The organism is Methylotenera sp., from assembly GCF_030684185.1.
Lineage (GTDB): Bacteria > Pseudomonadota > Gammaproteobacteria > Burkholderiales > Methylophilaceae > Methylotenera.
The window spans coordinates 140,857-156,630 of sequence record NZ_JAUXOY010000014.1; the positions used below are offsets into that span (position 1 = coordinate 140,857).

Consider the following 15,774-nt stretch of genomic DNA (forward strand, 5'->3'; position numbering starts at 1 on the left):
TAGATGATGTTGCAGCATGTGCCGGATTTATTGACTGTTGAAGAACTTGCCGAGGCTAGGCGCTTGCTTGCAAGTGCCGACTGGGTAGATGGCAAGGTAACGGCTGGCACACAAGCCGCAACGGTAAAAAATAATCAGCAGTTGCCCGAGAGTGCGCCGCAAATACGTGCATTGAGGCAGTTGGTGTTAATGGCGCTTAATCGTAACGCCTTATTTTTTACCGCGGCGCTACCTTCTAAAATTTTGCCGCCTTTTTTTAACCGATATAGCGGTGAGGCTAATCAATATGGCTTTCATGTCGATAACGCCATGCGTATGCCGCCGGATGGTGGTGGTTATGTGCGAGCGGATGTTTCTGCTACCTTATTTTTGTCGGAACCTGATGAATATGACGGTGGCGAACTCATCATCGAAGATACCTTTGGCCGTCATGCGGTGAAGTTGAATGCCGGTAGCTTGGTAATCTATCCATCTTCTTCGGTACATAAGGTGAATCCGGTGACGGAAGGCGCAAGAGTGGCATGCTTTATGTTTATTCAAAGCATGGTGCGCGATGCTGAAAAGCGCCGTTTACTATACGACATGGACATGTCGCTGATGCAGTTGCGCCATCAAGTAGGCGAAACTGAACCAGTTGTACATTTAACTGGGGTCTATCACAACTTGCTTAGGCATTGGGCTGAATGACAGCGCTACTTTCCAAGTTACAGACTACACCATCAGGAGTGCAATCCGCTACTGACTATTTGCCGTATGGGCAACTGCGCCTAACGCCAGAGGTATGGCGTTATTTGGAACAAGGCAGTGGTAAAGGTTTAACCATGCAAGCTAATGCACAGGCGCTAGATGATGTGAAACTGATGTCGCGACCTTTAGCCGAAGTTAAGGGCGGGAATACGCGGCTGAACATCTTCGGGCAGCAGTTTGAGCATCCTTTGCTGTTGGCACCGATAGCGTATCAGCGTTTATTTCATCCTGATGGTGAACAGGCGAGCGCAATGGCGGCAAATGCACAGTCTGGACAGATGGTGGTGAGTAGTCTCGCCAGTCAGACGCTGGAAGAAATTATAAAAGCAAGCGGGCAGGCTTTATGGTTCCAGCTGTATTGGCAGGGCAACAGGCCGCGTACTCTGCATTTGCTTAAGCGTGCATTAGCTGCAGGTTATAGTGCGGTAATGTTCACCGTAGATGCTCCAGTTAAACAAGCGGTGATGCAATTGCCTGATGGTATTAGTGCGGTTAATCTTGAGGCTTCGCTGCCTATGTCTGCTGTGCCGTTTAACTCAAGTATGGTGTTTGACGGTTGGATGACGCAAGCGCCTACTTGGGATGATTTGGCTTGGCTGCGTAACCAGCTCAATGAGCCCTTGCTGGTCAAAGGGATCTTGCATCTTGATGACGCAAAAAAATTGCTAAGTTTGGGTTGTGACGGTTTAGTAGTTTCTAACCACGGAGGGCGGGTGCTGGACGGGGTACCTGGCAGTCTTGAGATGCTGCCTGAAATTGTAAAATTGGTTTCTGGTAAAGCCAATGTGTTGTTTGATAGCGGCATACGCAGTGGTCAAGACGCCTTTAAAGCGTTAGCACTCGGGGCAGATGCCGTGATGGTAGGACGCCCCTATGTTTGGGGACTTTCAACCTGTGGTGCGCTAGGCGTGGCACATGTTTTACGTTTGATGCGTGATGAACTGGAAATGACGATGGCACTGTCTGGGGCTGAAAATCTTAAGGCGATTAAAGTTGGAAAATTTTTGAATAATTTAACAAAGGATAAAAGATGAAATTACTATTAGCACTATTAACCGTGTTACCACTGCAGGCCTTTGCGGGGGCGGATTGCAAAGTGTACCCAAAGGAAGAGTGGGCCTCAGAAGCCACGCTAAAACAAACGTTGAGTGAAGAGGGGTACATCATCAAAAAGTTTAAAGTGGATGGTAATTGTTATGAGATATATGGTCGCAACAAACAAGGTAAGAAAGTAGAGATTTACTTCGATACCAAGACGCTGGCGATTGTTAAAGCTGAAATTGAAAAGTAAGCAAGTCGAATAAATTGCCGATGCAAGCAGATTTACTTAAAACCAATGACAGCACATGGCCGCTGCTTGTCAGGTTAACCCATTGGGCGGTTGCTACAGGCGTACTCATTAGCTTTTTTAATGAGTCAGGCTTTTGGCATAGGTTCATCGGTTACGCATGTGTGGCTCTCGTGCTGTTGCGAATTGCAGATGGTTTATGGTTTAGCCGGTCGATGACCTCAAAGTTTTATCTGCCAAAAATTGCAGATATCAAGATGCACTTAAAAGAACTTGTAGCTGGAAAAATTTCTCATCATAGAGGACATAACCCGCTTGGTCAGTGCGCGGTTTATGTCATGTGGCTAGTTATCATATTTCTCGCACTGACAGGTTGGCTTAGCCGTACCGATCAGTTCTGGGGTGAAGACTGGCCTGTGGATGTTCATCAGGTGCTGTCTTATTTACTGCAAGCGATGGTTATATTACATTTGCTGGCGGTGGTGGTCGTTTCAAAACTGCAGGGCAGAAATTTAATCAAAGCCATGGTTCACGGCAAATAAACACTGTTGTAACGTGAACCATGCAAAACAGTTAGCCAGTAATGTAACTTTCAAGTTGTTTGATAAGCCTTTGTTGATAATCAATCGTTTCTTTCACCAAATCGCCAATAGACAGCATGCCAATGACTTTACCGTCCTCAAGTACTGGCAAGTGACGAATGCGCTTCTCAGACATGATAGACATTGCTTGTTCTACAGTGTCACTGGGTTTTGTGGTCGTTATGCTGGTCGACATCACCTCGCTTATAGGCGTGGTTTTTGAGGATTTGCCTTTGAGTACGATTTCCCGCGCGTAGTCACGTTCAGAAAAAATACCTACCAGTTTATCGCCTTCAAGTACTACTAACGCACCTATTCTATACTCAGCTAACACCACTAAAGCATCAAATACTGGACGATGTGGTGCAATTGAAATCACTTCTTTATGTTTTTTTATACTTAGTAATTGTTGTAATGTTTTCATGATATTCCCCTCTCAGTTGATACTAGTAAAAATATACACCTTATAATGCCTATAGCAAAATGCTAAACAATAAATACAGGCGAAAAGTTAAGCCATGCAAAACCCCCCAGACAAAAAGATAGTGTTCAAAGCCTTTTTGGCGCTTTTTATACTCACGCTTATCTGGGGTTATAACTGGGTCGTCATGAAGTTGGCAGTACAATACGCTAGCCCATTTCAGTTTGCTGCACTACGCACATTTTTAGGCGCGCTTATTCTATTCTTAGTGATTTTTTTAACGAAAAGACCATTGGCGCTAAAAGAATTTCCCACTATGCTTGTTTTAGGCATACTGCAAACGGTTGGTTTTACGGGGTTGTTAATTTGGGCATTGGTTGAAGGCGGTGCGGGTAAAACTGCGGTACTTACTTACACCATGCCTTTTTGGGTAATGTTATTTGCCTGGCCAATGCTGGGTGAAAAAGTGCAAGGCTGGCAATGGCTTGCAGTGGTGTTTGCATTGTTTGGCATGGTGCTCATTTTTGATCCTTTACATATTAAAGCTGATGGATTTAGCATGTTTTTAGCGCTATGTTCAGGGGTTTCATGGGCAATATCTGCGATTATCTCAAAGAAACTTCATAAGCGAGCACCACATTTAGACTTGCTTAATCTTACCGCTTGGCCAATGTTATTGGGCTCCATACCGATTATAGCCATCGCACTTATTTTGCCTGCGCCGCCTATACAGTGGACCAGCACATTTATTTTGACCGTGCTTTTTAATGTGATTCTAAGTGGTTGCTTGGCTTGGGTGTTGTGGTTGTATGCTTTACAACGATTACAGGCGGGCGTAGCGAGTATGGCTTCAATGTTAGCGCCTGTTATTGGAGTATTAGCAGCATGGCTGCAACTCAATGAAGTGCCGGATACTTATGAATTGATTGGAATGGTTTTTATCGCACTGTCTTTAATCACCATTTCAATCATCAGCATACGTAAACATACGCAGATAGATGTCGCGCAAGGACAAGAGTAAGGGCGTGAGTTGCAAATCAAGCCTGAACGTTGTTGTATCCGCTTGCCGTACTGGTTGTACTGTCTGCGCGAATACGCCTAGTTCATGCTTGATTATCAACTTACTTAAGTTACGGTTTGCCTATGTTAAAATGCAGGAAATACTTTTAGAAAATATACTTAGAGGAAAGCAGCATGGCAGGTCATAGTAAATGGGCAAATATTCAACATCGCAAAGGTCGTCAAGACGCCAAGCGCGGCAAAATCTTCACAAAAATCATTAAAGAAATCACCGTAGCGGCGCGCTTAAGTGGTGGCGACGTTACCATGAACCCGCGTCTACGCGCTGCGGTGGCAGAGGCTAAAGAAGAGAACATGCCCGCTGACAATATAACGCGTGCCATTAAAAAAGGTACGGGCGAATTAGAGGGCGTGAACTACGAGGAAATTCGCTATGAAGGTTACGGTATTAACGGCGCGGCGATTATCATTGATTGTCTTACCGACAACAAGCAGCGTGCGGTGGCTGATGTGCGCCACGCGCTGACTAAGTTTGGTGGTAATTTAGGTACCGATGGCTCGGTCGCCTTTATGTTCAAACATTGCGGCAGCTTAGTATATGAGCCAGGTACGAGCGAAGATAAAGTAATGGAAACCGCTTTGGAAGCAGGTGCTGAAGATATTGTGACAGACGAAGACGGCAGCATTGAAGTGATTACGCCGCCAAATGATTTTATGGCCGTAAAAGAAGCGATGGAAGCCGCAGGCCTTAAAGCCGTGATGGCAGAAGTCACTATGAAGCCGATGAACGAAGTGGAGTTTACCGGCGATGATGCATTGAAAATGCAAAAAATATTAGATGCACTGGACGATTTGGACGATGTGCAGGATGTTTATACCACTGCAGTGATAGAGGGTTAGTAATGGTCAACTTGCCTAAATGTTCAATGGCTGGCTGTGACAGTCCAGTTTCAAAAGCTGGTTATACGCTTTGCTATAAGCATTGGTTAGTGGAAAACAAAAGTAAGGTTACAAAACAAGTTAAGGAAGTTGAGCTTGATGAACCAAAGCAAAACAACTTTTTAACTTCTACCGCACTAGGTGAAAAACTTGGCATTAACAGTAGAAAATTAAATCAAGTTTTATCAGAGTTAGGCTGGATTGAACGGTCAAAAAAAGGCTGGATACCAACTAGCCAAGGTAAAAAACTTCATGCAGAAAGCCGTGAAAGTCGGCAGTCTGGTGTCCCTTTCGTTATGTGGCCTGAAGCAATCATTACCTCAAAAATCTTAACCAATACAATTCAAGAACTGTTAGGAAATAAAGGCACAGAAACAAAAGCCAAGCTGGAGGATGTCCCTACTGAAACGAAAGACGAGAAGCAGGTAGGTTATAGAGATAAGTTAGATAAATTCAAACCGACTCATAGGGCAATGGATGGTCATTGGGTTCGCTCTAAGGCAGAGGGCTTAATTGATAATTGGTTATATATGTCAGGTATTGTTCACGCATATGAACGTTTGTTACCTGTTGAAGAAGAGCTTTATTGCGATTTTTATGTTCCAGCAGGTAAAGTTTATATCGAATTTTGGGGCTTAGAAAATGACCCAAAATACAGAGAGCGCAAAGAAAAAAAGAAACAAATATACAAAAAATATGGGTTCAATTTGATTGAGTTAAATGATGAACATATCCAAAATCTAGATGATTATTTGCCGAAAATGTTACTCAAATTTAATGTGATTGTGGACTAAGAGTTGGGGTTTATTCGTATCCTCGGTATAGACCCTGGCCTGCGCATCACAGGCTTTGGGGTAATCGAAAAAATAGGTGAAAAGATCACTTATATTTCGAGTGGTACGATTAAAACAGCGAGTGGTAAAAAAAACAAAATTGAGGGTGAAGATGATAGAGAGGAACTGCCAGCACGTTTGAAAATTATCCTGGATGGTTTGTTTGAAGTCATTGATACTTATCAGCCTAACCAAGTGGCGATTGAAAAGGTATTTGTTAATGTGAACCCGCAATCCACCTTGTTGTTAGGTCAGGCGCGTGGCGCTGCAATCAGTGCTGCAGTGATGCGTAATTTAATCGTGGCCGAATATACCGCCTTACAAGTCAAGCAGGCCGTCGTTGGCAATGGTCATGCACAAAAAGAACAGGTGCAGGAAATGGTCAAACGCTTACTTAATTTGCCTGCGACGCCTAAACCAGACTCTGCGGACGCATTAGCTTGTGCAATCTGTCATGCGCATGGTGGGCAGGGCTTGGGTAGGTTGGCTACAGCTGGTTATCGAGTTCGTGGCGGGCGGCTGGTTTGATGGGTAACAATCATCTAGCTGAGCCATCAGTTACAAGCTATGCAAATCCATTGGCTTGTTACTTTGCCGCTACCCGCCCTGCATTTTTAATCGCTACTTTAGCTGCCTGCCTGTTGGGCTTGGCTGGTGCAGCATACTCTGGTGTTAGTTTTCAGCTAGAAACCGCTCTTATAACCGTATTGCTTGCTTTGCTAGTGCATGCTGGGGTGAACGTACTCAACGACTACTTTGACGCGCTTAACGGCACCGATGCGCTTAATTCCGAACGTTTATATCCTTTCACAGGTGGCAGCAGATTCATTCAGAATGGTGTGCTGACCACTAATCAGACTGCCAGTTTCGGCTATTTATTATTGCTTGTTGCCATGTTGGGTGGTGTGTGGTTATCCTCGATGGTTGGTGCTGGCCTGCTTCTCATCGGCGCGCTTGGTGTGTTAATTGGGTGGGCTTATTCAGCATCTCCGTTACGCCTCAATGGGCGTGGTTTAGGTGAGTTATGTGTGTTGGCTGGCTTTATTGGAGTTGTAGTGGGTGCAGATTTTGTACAGCGACAAGCGTTTTCATTTCAGCCTATCATCGTTGGTATGCCTTATGCTTTGCTGGTGACTAATCTGCTTTATATCAACCAGTTTCCGGATAAAAAAGCAGATGCTATGGCTGGAAAACACCATCTGGTAGTTCGGTTGCCTTTGGAGCAGGCGGTGTTGGTTTATCCTTTGCTTGCAAGTCTGGCGTTTGCTTGGCTGGGTTTCTTTGTTTATGCAGAAAGGCTGCCTATGCTGGCAATCCTGTCAGTCTTACCTCTATTATTTTCTGCACGTGCGGCTTTGTTGCTAAGAAAATATGCGGCAACCCCCGCCTATTTATTGTCTGCGATTAAGTTGACGCTCGCCGCTATGCTGAGTCATGCCTTATTTTTAACTTTAGTGTTGTTATGGAAGATGCCATGATTGGACGTTTGAACGGAATTCTGCTGGAAAAGACACCGCCGTTGGTTTTAATAGACTGCAACGGTGTGGGCTATGAGTGTGAAGTGCCAATGAGTACATTTTATAATTTGCCTGCGATTGGTGAAAAAGTAGTGATGCTGACGCATTTTGTAGTGCGTGAAGATGCGCAACTTTTGTACGGGTTTGGCAGTGACCAGGAACGCGCGACGTTTCGGCAGTTGCTTAAAGTGAATGGTATTGGTGCAAAATCGGCGCTTTCTATTTTAAGCGGTTTATCGATTGATGATTTAGTGCAAGCCGTTGCCATGCAAGACACTGCCATGCTGACACGCGTGCCTGGCGTGGGTAAAAAAACAGCTGAGCGTCTACTGCTTGAACTTAAAGATAAATTCACAGTTTCGGGCTTAACCGCAAGTCATCCCAATCAGCCAAAATCAGCCAGTAGCGATGTGCTCAATGCACTAATTTCATTAGGGTACAATGAGCGTGAAGCATTGGCTGCAGTTAAGCTGTTGCCAGCAGACGCAACAGTGGCAGACGGCATCAAACAAGCTTTAAAATCGTTATCAAAATAATAGTGTTAAATAAACCCCTAAAAATAAAACAAAACATTGGAGCAAAAATGAAGGTTCTGAGTAAATTGTTTTTGATAATAGCGACACTTTCATTAGTGGCTTGCGGGCAACAAAGAAACAATGCTGAGGTTGCGTCGGCGCCAAGCCAAGCCATGGCACCAATGCCTGCGAGCGATATGACTAGAGCCAAAATGGCTGAAAATTATTCTGGCGGTGAAGAGTCGCTCACAGAAATCAGTGAGCCTACTGCGACAAACGCTACAGTAAAACGCTACATAGCCCTGCGCCATTCTCTTACTGTAGAAGCTCCAGCCAAGAAAATACAGACGGCGTTTGATAAAACGATTGCACATTGTGAACAATTAAAATGCCAGATTTTAAGCGCGAATTACAACCGAGAAACGCCGTACAGCCCGCCATCCGCGAGTTTATCTGTTCGCATACCGCCAAGGTCCATCGAGATTTTTCTATCTGGGCTGGCTAAAAATGCTGAAATATTGCAACACCAACGAGATAGCGAAGATAAAACTGATGCCGTGATAGACGCAGAAGCACGTATTAAAAACCTCACAGAATTTCGTGATAACCTGCGTGCAATGCTGAGTGACAAATCTGCCAAATTCAAAGACCTGATTGAGGTGCAGCGTGAGTTGGTCAATACACAGAGCCAGCTTGATAGTATTCAGGGTGTACGAAAAGTATTGGCACAAGAAACCGAGTTGGTTGCAGTGAATATCAATTTTACTGCGCAGCAAGGCATTACCGAACAAGGTTTTTTTGCGCCGGTGGCACGCGCTTTAGATGAGGCTGGCCAGGTATTGATGAATAGTGTTGCTGCAGTGATTACTTTTTTTATGATGGTATTGCCATGGGTATTGTTTGGTATTCCTATGTTTATTCTAGCGCGAAAATTGTGGCCTAAAGTGATGTCGAAATGGCGGACTAAATAGCATGAACAGGCTCAGCTTGATATTGTTGCTTGATGTGCTTAAGCGCTTAAACCGGAATCAAAGGCATCATTTAAATGATTAATACTAATCAGGTCACGCGAATCGCTTTAATCGCCTTGCTCGTAATTGGCTGCGTCTATGTGCTGAAGCCTTTCATGGCAGCGGTTTTGTTTGCTGCCATATTTTGTTTGTTTACCTGGCCGTTGTATCACCGATTATGGTTGAGCTTCGGTAAGCGTGATACCTTGGCCGCAATTACGATGACCTTACTATTGTTGGTTGCTTTGATTCTGCCTATGGCTTATCTTGCCGTAAACATGGCAGATTCTGCAGAGAGGCTATTTGATGAGATGAGCTTTACGTTGCAAAATCTGCAACCGCATGCCCCGGATTGGATGCGTAGCCTTCCGCTCATTGGCGACCAGATTAGCAACTCATGGGAGCGGGCAGCTGCCAGCCACGAAGAGCTGATGAAACTGTTGCGGCAGTATTCCGAGCCTATGCGGGCATTTGGTTTACGTGCAGTGCAATTAGTGGCGGGAGGTTTATTGCAGTTATTACTTGTGGTGTTCGTTGCTTTCTTCTTTTATCGTGATGGGGCTCGCCTGGCTGATGGTTTGCTAGTTGCTGTACGCAGGCTTGGTGGCGAGTTGGGTGAGGAGATGTTGCATCTTTCTTGCAGTACTGTAAAAGGTGTGATGTTGGGTATTTTTGGTACTGCTTTAGCGCAATCCGCAGTAGCATTAGTGGGCTTTATAGTGGTTGGGGCACCCGTGCCGATTTTGTTAGCGTTAGCGACCTTCTTCTTATCCGTTATTCCTGTCGGCCCTCCCTTAGTATGGGGTGGTGTCTCTTTATGGCTTTATAATCATGGGGATCACGGCTGGGCGGTTTTCATGGCGCTATATGGCTTACTCGCGATTAGTAGCGTAGATAATGTGATAAAACCGATTCTGATTAGCCATTCGTCACACTTACCATTATTACTCATTGTATTAGGTGTGCTTGGTGGTGCAGTTGCCTTTGGTTTTATCGGTATTTTCCTTGGTCCGACACTATTGGCGGTCGGCTTGACGTTAATTACACATTGGATTGCCACGCAAAACAAGAGGCTGCTGGAAAAATCATGATGGTAGTAATCGTATAGCTACTGCTGCTTATTAATGTTCGAGAAGTTAATTTTGCAAGTTATTTCACATATCAATCAATATTTTTTGAATTTATTAGCTGGCTTTACGCTAGCGATTGGACTGGTCGCGCCATTCTTTGCGCATGCTTATACCGGCATTACGATAGTGATGACAGCGCCAACACAAGCGAATCTTGAATTTGTCGATCAGTTTAAAGCCGAGCTGGCCAAAAGAAAACATACCAACCTTAGAACTAATGTGATTACGCTGTCTGTGGCAGAGAAGTTGGTGGTAGCAGAAAATAGTGAATTAGTGATTGCTCTGGGGGTAAAAGCACTGGAGGCTTCAAGCAAGTTAAAACATACAACACCTGTGATTGGCGTGTTTACGCCATTACCTGTTTTTAATAGTTTATTGCTAAAGAGTAAGCGTGATTTAGGTAATTTTAGCGCAATCGTATTAGATCAGCCATACGCCCGGCAAATGTCTCTTATTAAGAAAATTTTACCTGAAGCTAAAACACTGGGTATTTTACTGGGGCCAACTTCATCTCAATATGGTGACTTTTTGAAAGAAGAGGGTAAAAAAAGCGGATTTAGCATATTGGAAGGACATGTAAATCAACAAGCTGAATTAATTCCAAAATTAAAAGAACTGCTGGAAACTACTGATGCGTTAGTGGCAATACCTGACCCTTTAATTTACAGCCAGGAAACGGCACAACCCATTTTATTAACCAGTTATCGCTATCAAAAACCAATTTTTGGATATTCTCAATCTTATGTGCGTGCGGGTGGGCTGGCTGCCGTTTATAGCAGTAGCAAACAACTGGCTAAACAGGCGGCAGAAATTGCAATTAAATCACAGCAAGCACCCGGTGAACTGCCATTGCCGCAATCACCTAAATATTTCTCGATTATGTTGAATTACCAAGTAGCGCGTTCACTTAACATTCCTTTGCAGGATGAAGAGGCTGTCTACAAAAAAATGCTGGAGTCAGAGGCTATAGCGGGTAAAGTAAAATGAAAAACCTAGGCATTAAATCAAGAGTCATTTTTTTAGGTACGATACCTGCCTTGCTGTTTGCCATTATTTTAGTTGGCTATGCAGTGTCTAACATTTTCGGCGTATTGGATCAGTCACTGCAGGATCGTGGAAAAACAATAGCTTCTCAACTTGCTCCTGCAGCGGAGTACGGCGTGATTTCAGGTAACAGCCAGGTGCTGCAAAGGTTGGTGCAACAAGCGCTTTCCTATGAACAGGATCTAAGAACCGTCTTGCTGGTAGATAATCAAGGGATGACATTGGCGCTAAGCGGACGAGCGTTACCCAAAGAAGTGATTGCCGAAATAATGAAGGACAATCTCCAGCAACTCCAGCAGGACAAAGGTATTATTTTTACCTACCCCATTTACAGAAGCTTGGTTGAAATAGATGATTTTTCTAACTTAAGCAGCAAAGAGTTAGAGTTTAAAAAAGACTATATTCCAGAAAAGATTGGTCAGGTGTATGTTGAGCTGAGTAACCAGACACTGCAAAATATCAAGCAGGATTTAATCGTAAAGATTTTCATGATAGGGTTTTTTGGTCTGCTGCTAAGCGCATTACTCGCGTGGATAATCGGTAGAAATATTACCAAACCAATCCAGGAGATTGCACATGCTGTAAATAGAGTGGGCGAAGGTGTGTTTTCACACGCCATAGTAGAAAATTCGAGTGGCGAATTAAAAACCTTACAAAGAGGCTTTAATTCAATGTCAACAAGCCTGAAGCATGCATATGAAAGTATGCAGGATAAAATTAATGATGCTACTTCAATGTTGCGATACCAGGCACAACATGACGATTTAACAGGGTTGATTAACCGTCGCGAGTTCGAAGTCCGGCTAGAGCGCTGCCTGAAAAGCGTGCATGAAAATAATGCCCAGCATGTTTTTTGCTATCTGGATTTAGATCAATTTAAATTGGTGAATGATACTTGCGGGCATTCAGCAGGAGATGAACTGCTCAAGCAGGTGAGTGTTTTGCTTTCTAATAAAATGCGCGAAAGAGACACTTTGGCGCGTTTAGGCGGTGATGAGTTCGGTCTATTGCTAGAGAACTGCACTTTGGCAGATGCGAATCAAATCAATAATGCGCTGCTTAAAACCATTCGAGATTATCGTTTTATTTACGATGATAAGATTTTTAATATTGGTGTCAGTATAGGGTTGGTTGTGATTAACCGAGGTTTTGAAAATGCCAGCGATATTATTCATGCGGCTGATTCAGCTTGTTATTCTGCGAAATCGGCAGGTCGAAATCAAAGCTTTTTATTTAATGCCGGCGATATTGAGGTGGTGCAACATCGAAGTGCGGTAGAAGCAATATCTGACATTACCGATGAAATTGATGATCAGCAGTTTATGCTTTACTGCCAGCCAATCGTGCCGCTAAATGCTCAGGTTAATCAACTTCGTCACTATGAAATATTGCTGAGAAAAATTGACCTTGATGGGAAAATAATCCTGCCAACAACATTCATACCGTCAGCAGAGCGTTATCATTTAATGCCCAATATTGATAGATGGGTGATTAAAAATGTATTTTTAGCTTATCGCCAAATGTTAGATATCAATGCTGAAAAGTGCGATTATGTATTCTCGATTAACTTATCAGGCACTTCGCTGGGCGATAAAAGTTTGCTTGGATTTATACAAGACATGTTTGTAAAATACTCAATTCCGCCAGAGGCTATATGCTTTGAAATTACCGAAACTGCAGCCATTGTCAATTTAAAAAATACCATATTGCTATTTAGCGCGTTACGGAAATTAGGCTGTAGTTTTGCTTTAGATGACTTTGGTAGTGGTATGTCTTCATTTACCTATTTGAAGAATTTTGATGTAGATTATTTGAAAATCGACGGTACCTTCGTCAAGGAAATGCACGTCAATAAAATTGACCACGCTATGGTGCGTTCGATTCATAGTGTGGCAGAGGCGATGAATATTAAAACTGTGGCTGAATTTGTAGAAAATGAGGAAATTTTGAGGGAATTAAAAGCCATAGGCGTACACTATGGACAAGGCCTTTATTTGGGTGTCCCTGTAACAGTCAAAGGCATGATAGAAAATTTTTCTAAAATACATGCGAAATAATGATGCAGATTTATAGCGCCGCTTACTAGCGTTCAAAAATCCACAATATAACAATAGATATTAAATTATGATAGAAACTGATCGCCTGATTGCCCCGGATGCCGAGAGTCCCCGTGAGGAAGCGTTAGAGCGCGCCTTACGCCCCAAGCTTTTAGACGAGTACGTAGGACAGGAAAAAGCACGTAGTCAGTTAGAGATTTTTATTAACGCCGCTCGAGGTCGTAGCGAGGCCTTAGACCATGTGCTGCTATTTGGTCCGCCAGGATTAGGTAAAACAACATTAGCGCATATTATTGCAAAAGAAATGGGCGTTAATATGCGCCAGACTTCAGGCCCGGTATTGGAGCGTGCAGGTGATTTAGCCGCGTTACTGACCAATTTAGAGCCTAACGATGTGCTGTTTATTGATGAGATTCATCGACTTTCACCTGTGGTTGAGGAGATATTATACCCAGCGATGGAAGACTATCGTTTGGATATCATGATAGGAGAAGGCCCCGCTGCGCGTAGTGTTCGTCTTGATTTGCCGCCGTTTACGCTGATTGGTGCTACCACTCGTGCAGGCATGCTCACTAACCCGTTGCGAGACCGCTTCGGTATCGTTTCACGACTGGAGTTTTACACTGCTGAAGAGCTAGCACGTATTGTGCATCGCAGTGCTGGCTTGCTGGAAGTAGAAATGGCCGATACGGGTTCGCTGGAAATTGCCAGACGCTCACGCGGCACGCCTCGCATCGCAAATAGATTGCTCAGGCGTGTTCGAGATTACGCACAAGTGAAAGCCAACGGTATTGTGTCGTCAGAAATTGCAGATGCTGCGTTGAAAATGCTGGATGTGGATAAATTAGGCTTTGATGTAATGGATAGAAAATTGTTACTTGCCGTATTGCAAAAATTTGGCGGTGGTCCAGTTGGGTTAGATAACCTGGCAGCTGCCATTGGTGAGGAACGCGATACGATTGAAGATGTACTTGAACCATACTTGATACAGCAAGGCTATTTAATGCGCACCCCGCGCGGGCGCGTAGCGACTAATCTGGCGTATCAACATTTTGGTTTGCCTATGCCTAAGCACTTAAGTAATGAAGTTTGGCAGAGCGATGCAGCATGAGTAACAATCAGTTTTGCTGGCCTGTACGCGTATATTATGAAGACACCGACGCAGGCGGTGTGGTTTACCACTCAAATTATTTGAATTTTATGGAGCGTGCCCGCACTGAGTGGTTGCGGGATTTGGGTTTTGAGCAGACGACGGTAAAAGATGAATTAGGCGTTATTATCGTCATCCACAGCCTTTCAATTGCCTTTAAAAGCCCTGCGAAATTTAACGATATGCTGGTAGTGAATTGTGCGCTGATTAGAGCGGGGCACAGTAGTATGGATATTATGCAAACCATTACGCGGGATGGCGTGTTGCTGATAGACGCACAAGTAAAGGCTGTGTTTGTGAACGCGGAAAATTTTAAGCCAGTGGCTATTCCGCAAGCGATTAAACAAGCCATTATGCCAATCAACGATTAAAATACAACGATTAAAATACAACGATAAAAATTACAAATGAAGAATAAACCAATGGAGCTATTATGACTGTAAGTGTTGCCAATGACATGTCGATTTTCTCGCTAGTAGCGGGTGCCAGCCTGCCCGTGCAGCTGGTGATGTTAATTTTAATGATTACCTCTTTATTTTCCTGGTGGTATATATTCATCAAATTTTTTACCATCAAACGTGCAGAAGCAGATGCTGAAAATTTTGAAAACTCGTTCTGGACAGGCGGAGATTTAAATAAGCTCTATGAAGGGCTTACTGCTGGCCGCCGTAAACCACAAGGCATGGCAAGCATTTTTGAGGCAGGCTTTAAAGAGTATGCGCGGCATAAACAGCAGTCTCGTATGGAGGTTTCAGATGTCATGGAAGGCTCACGCCGGGCCATGCGCGCTGCTTACAACCGTGAGCTGGATGATCTTGATGCGCACCTGCCATTTTTAGCCTCAGTTGGGTCTGTAAGCCCCTATATTGGCTTGTTTGGTACCGTATGGGGCATTATGAATGCATTTAGAGGCTTGTCTACCGTGGCGCAAGCCACGCTTAGCCAGGTTGCGCCAGGTATCGCTGAGGCATTGGTGGCAACTGCGATTGGATTGTTCGCGGCTATTCCGGCAGTCGTTGCCTATAACCGCTTTGCTAGTTCGGTTGACAGGCTTTCGGTGCGCTATGAAAGCTTTATGGAAGAATTCACTAACATATTGCAAAGAAAGAGCTAAATCATGGCGCGTACACAAAAACGCCGCATGATGAACGAAATCAATGTGGTGCCCTACATTGACGTGATGTTGGTTTTGTTGGTGATTTTCATGGTCACGTCACCAATGACTAATCCAGGTATCGTCGATTTGCCGAAGGTGGGGCAAGGTTTAGTGCAACATCAAGTGCCGCCAGTGGTGCTAACGGTAAAGCTCAATCAAAAAATAGAGTTGGATAATAAGCCAATGGCACGTGATGAATTGTTGTTAGCTGTTCGTCAGGCGCTCGAAAAATCACCTGAACGTTCAGTGGTAATAGCCGCCGATAAAAATGTGAAATACGACGATGTGATAAGCGTTATGGATTTGTTGAAACAAAATAAGGTCGATAAGGTTGGGCTATTGTTAGCGCCAGCTCAGTAAGGCAAG

At 44.0% G+C, this 15,774-nt stretch carries 19 protein-coding genes; 18 read left to right on the forward strand and 1 reads right to left on the reverse strand.

Going from position 1 to position 15,774, the window contains the following annotated elements; all coding sequences use genetic code 11:
- Nucleotides 1-6: 6 nt before the first annotated feature.
- Genes Q8J82_RS03285 through Q8J82_RS03300 form a run of 4 tightly spaced genes read left to right on the forward strand, consistent with a single transcriptional unit; the run spans nt 7 to nt 2,577 of the window.
- Nucleotides 7-687: a Fe2+-dependent dioxygenase gene (locus Q8J82_RS03285; protein ID WP_305327954.1), complete on the forward strand. Its 681-nt coding sequence runs from the start codon at nt 7-9 to the stop codon at nt 685-687.
- The gene (locus Q8J82_RS03290) at nt 684-1,781 is read left to right on the forward strand and encodes an alpha-hydroxy acid oxidase (protein WP_305253216.1); all 1,098 of its coding nucleotides are present in this window, start codon (nt 684-686) and stop codon (nt 1,779-1,781) included. Before Q8J82_RS03285 ends, Q8J82_RS03290 begins: the two co-directional genes overlap by 4 nt.
- Nucleotides 1,778-2,038: a PepSY domain-containing protein gene (locus Q8J82_RS03295; protein ID WP_304907915.1), complete on the forward strand. Its 261-nt coding sequence runs from the start codon at nt 1,778-1,780 to the stop codon at nt 2,036-2,038. The genes Q8J82_RS03290 and Q8J82_RS03295 overlap by 4 nt, the downstream gene beginning before the upstream one ends.
- Nucleotides 2,039-2,058: 20 nt before the next feature.
- Nucleotides 2,059-2,577: a cytochrome b/b6 domain-containing protein gene (locus Q8J82_RS03300; protein ID WP_304907914.1), complete on the forward strand. Its 519-nt coding sequence runs from the start codon at nt 2,059-2,061 to the stop codon at nt 2,575-2,577.
- Between the two features lie 31 nt (nt 2,578-2,608).
- Here Q8J82_RS03300 and Q8J82_RS03305 read toward each other — a convergent pair whose 3' ends face one another.
- Nucleotides 2,609-3,040 carry a CBS domain-containing protein gene (locus Q8J82_RS03305; RefSeq protein ID WP_304907913.1) on the reverse strand — a complete coding sequence of 144 codons (432 nt, stop codon included), beginning with the start codon at nt 3,038-3,040 and terminating at the stop codon, nt 2,609-2,611.
- Between the two features lie 94 nt (nt 3,041-3,134).
- Between Q8J82_RS03305 and Q8J82_RS03310 the strand changes: the two genes are divergently transcribed.
- The 14 genes from Q8J82_RS03310 to Q8J82_RS03375 all read left to right on the forward strand — a co-directional run bounded on the left by Q8J82_RS03310 (nt 3,135) and on the right by Q8J82_RS03375 (nt 15,768).
- On the forward strand, nt 3,135-4,058 hold the full coding sequence (locus tag Q8J82_RS03310) for a DMT family transporter (protein WP_304907912.1): 924 nt from the start codon (nt 3,135-3,137) through the stop codon (nt 4,056-4,058).
- 173 nt (nt 4,059-4,231) lie between these two features.
- Nucleotides 4,232-4,957, forward strand: a complete 726-nt coding sequence (locus Q8J82_RS03315; protein ID WP_304907911.1) for a YebC/PmpR family DNA-binding transcriptional regulator — start codon at nt 4,232-4,234, stop codon at nt 4,955-4,957.
- A 2-nt stretch (nt 4,958-4,959) separates the two neighbouring features.
- A complete protein-coding gene (locus tag Q8J82_RS03320) occupies nt 4,960-5,790 on the forward strand; it encodes a hypothetical protein (RefSeq protein ID WP_304907910.1) in 831 nt (276 codons plus the stop codon).
- Nucleotides 5,791-5,793: 3 nt separating this feature from the next.
- Nucleotides 5,794-6,357 (forward strand): crossover junction endodeoxyribonuclease RuvC, encoded by a 564-nt coding sequence (gene ruvC, locus Q8J82_RS03325; protein WP_304907909.1) that lies wholly within the window; start codon nt 5,794-5,796, stop codon nt 6,355-6,357.
- Complete coding sequence (locus tag Q8J82_RS03330; RefSeq protein WP_304907908.1) at nt 6,357-7,307, forward strand: prenyltransferase; 951 nt, start codon at nt 6,357-6,359, stop codon at nt 7,305-7,307. The genes ruvC and Q8J82_RS03330 overlap by 1 nt, the downstream gene beginning before the upstream one ends.
- Entirely contained in the window at nt 7,304-7,882 is a 579-nt protein-coding gene (gene ruvA, locus Q8J82_RS03335; protein WP_304907907.1) for a Holliday junction branch migration protein RuvA, read from the forward strand. The genes Q8J82_RS03330 and ruvA overlap by 4 nt, the downstream gene beginning before the upstream one ends.
- Before the next feature lie 47 nt (nt 7,883-7,929).
- Nucleotides 7,930-8,832 (forward strand): DUF4349 domain-containing protein, encoded by a 903-nt coding sequence (locus Q8J82_RS03340; protein WP_305327179.1) that lies wholly within the window; start codon nt 7,930-7,932, stop codon nt 8,830-8,832.
- Between the two features lie 74 nt (nt 8,833-8,906).
- Nucleotides 8,907-9,962, forward strand: coding sequence for an AI-2E family transporter (locus Q8J82_RS03345; protein WP_305327765.1), 1,056 nt, complete (start codon nt 8,907-8,909; stop codon nt 9,960-9,962).
- Nucleotides 9,963-9,995: 33 nt separating this feature from the next.
- Nucleotides 9,996-10,988 (forward strand): ABC transporter substrate-binding protein, encoded by a 993-nt coding sequence (locus tag Q8J82_RS03350; RefSeq protein ID WP_305327766.1) that lies wholly within the window; start codon nt 9,996-9,998, stop codon nt 10,986-10,988.
- Nucleotides 10,985-13,102, forward strand: coding sequence for an EAL domain-containing protein (locus Q8J82_RS03355; RefSeq protein ID WP_304891787.1), 2,118 nt, complete (start codon nt 10,985-10,987; stop codon nt 13,100-13,102). The genes Q8J82_RS03350 and Q8J82_RS03355 overlap by 4 nt, the downstream gene beginning before the upstream one ends.
- A gap of 67 nt (nt 13,103-13,169) precedes the next feature.
- Nucleotides 13,170-14,213, forward strand: coding sequence for a Holliday junction branch migration DNA helicase RuvB (gene ruvB / locus Q8J82_RS03360; RefSeq protein ID WP_305327767.1), 1,044 nt, complete (start codon nt 13,170-13,172; stop codon nt 14,211-14,213).
- Complete coding sequence (gene ybgC, locus Q8J82_RS03365) at nt 14,210-14,623, forward strand: tol-pal system-associated acyl-CoA thioesterase (RefSeq protein WP_304909043.1); 414 nt, start codon at nt 14,210-14,212, stop codon at nt 14,621-14,623. The genes ruvB and ybgC overlap by 4 nt, the downstream gene beginning before the upstream one ends.
- Nucleotides 14,624-14,685: 62 nt before the next feature.
- Complete coding sequence (gene tolQ, locus Q8J82_RS03370; RefSeq protein ID WP_304909042.1) at nt 14,686-15,366, forward strand: protein TolQ; 681 nt, start codon at nt 14,686-14,688, stop codon at nt 15,364-15,366.
- 3 nt (nt 15,367-15,369) lie between these two features.
- A complete protein-coding gene (locus tag Q8J82_RS03375; protein WP_304909041.1) occupies nt 15,370-15,768 on the forward strand; it encodes an ExbD/TolR family protein in 399 nt (132 codons plus the stop codon).
- Nucleotides 15,769-15,774 lie beyond the last annotated feature (6 nt).

Bases quoted from the DNA above. Each gene is read 5' to 3' on its own strand.
- Q8J82_RS03285 (WP_305327954.1), top strand. From the start codon at position 7: ATGTTGCAGCATGTGCCGGATTTATTGACTGTTGAAGAACTTGCCGAG.
- Q8J82_RS03290 (WP_305253216.1), top strand. From the start codon at position 684: ATGACAGCGCTACTTTCCAAGTTACAGACTACACCATCAGGAGTGCAA.
- Q8J82_RS03295 (WP_304907915.1), top strand. From the start codon at position 1,778: ATGAAATTACTATTAGCACTATTAACCGTGTTACCACTGCAGGCCTTT.
- Q8J82_RS03300 (WP_304907914.1), top strand. From the start codon at position 2,059: ATGCAAGCAGATTTACTTAAAACCAATGACAGCACATGGCCGCTGCTT.
- Q8J82_RS03305 (WP_304907913.1), bottom strand. From the start codon at position 3,040: ATGAAAACATTACAACAATTACTAAGTATAAAAAAACATAAAGAAGTG.
- Q8J82_RS03310 (WP_304907912.1), top strand. From the start codon at position 3,135: ATGCAAAACCCCCCAGACAAAAAGATAGTGTTCAAAGCCTTTTTGGCG.
- Q8J82_RS03315 (WP_304907911.1), top strand. From the start codon at position 4,232: ATGGCAGGTCATAGTAAATGGGCAAATATTCAACATCGCAAAGGTCGT.
- Q8J82_RS03320 (WP_304907910.1), top strand. From the start codon at position 4,960: ATGGTCAACTTGCCTAAATGTTCAATGGCTGGCTGTGACAGTCCAGTT.
- Q8J82_RS03330 (WP_304907908.1), top strand. From the start codon at position 6,357: ATGGGTAACAATCATCTAGCTGAGCCATCAGTTACAAGCTATGCAAAT.
- ruvA (WP_304907907.1), top strand. From the start codon at position 7,304: ATGATTGGACGTTTGAACGGAATTCTGCTGGAAAAGACACCGCCGTTG.
- Q8J82_RS03340 (WP_305327179.1), top strand. From the start codon at position 7,930: ATGAAGGTTCTGAGTAAATTGTTTTTGATAATAGCGACACTTTCATTA.
- Q8J82_RS03345 (WP_305327765.1), top strand. From the start codon at position 8,907: ATGATTAATACTAATCAGGTCACGCGAATCGCTTTAATCGCCTTGCTC.
- Q8J82_RS03350 (WP_305327766.1), top strand. From the start codon at position 9,996: ATGTTCGAGAAGTTAATTTTGCAAGTTATTTCACATATCAATCAATAT.
- Q8J82_RS03355 (WP_304891787.1), top strand. From the start codon at position 10,985: ATGAAAAACCTAGGCATTAAATCAAGAGTCATTTTTTTAGGTACGATA.
- ruvB (WP_305327767.1), top strand. From the start codon at position 13,170: ATGATAGAAACTGATCGCCTGATTGCCCCGGATGCCGAGAGTCCCCGT.
- ybgC (WP_304909043.1), top strand. From the start codon at position 14,210: ATGAGTAACAATCAGTTTTGCTGGCCTGTACGCGTATATTATGAAGAC.
- tolQ (WP_304909042.1), top strand. From the start codon at position 14,686: ATGACTGTAAGTGTTGCCAATGACATGTCGATTTTCTCGCTAGTAGCG.
- Q8J82_RS03375 (WP_304909041.1), top strand. From the start codon at position 15,370: ATGGCGCGTACACAAAAACGCCGCATGATGAACGAAATCAATGTGGTG.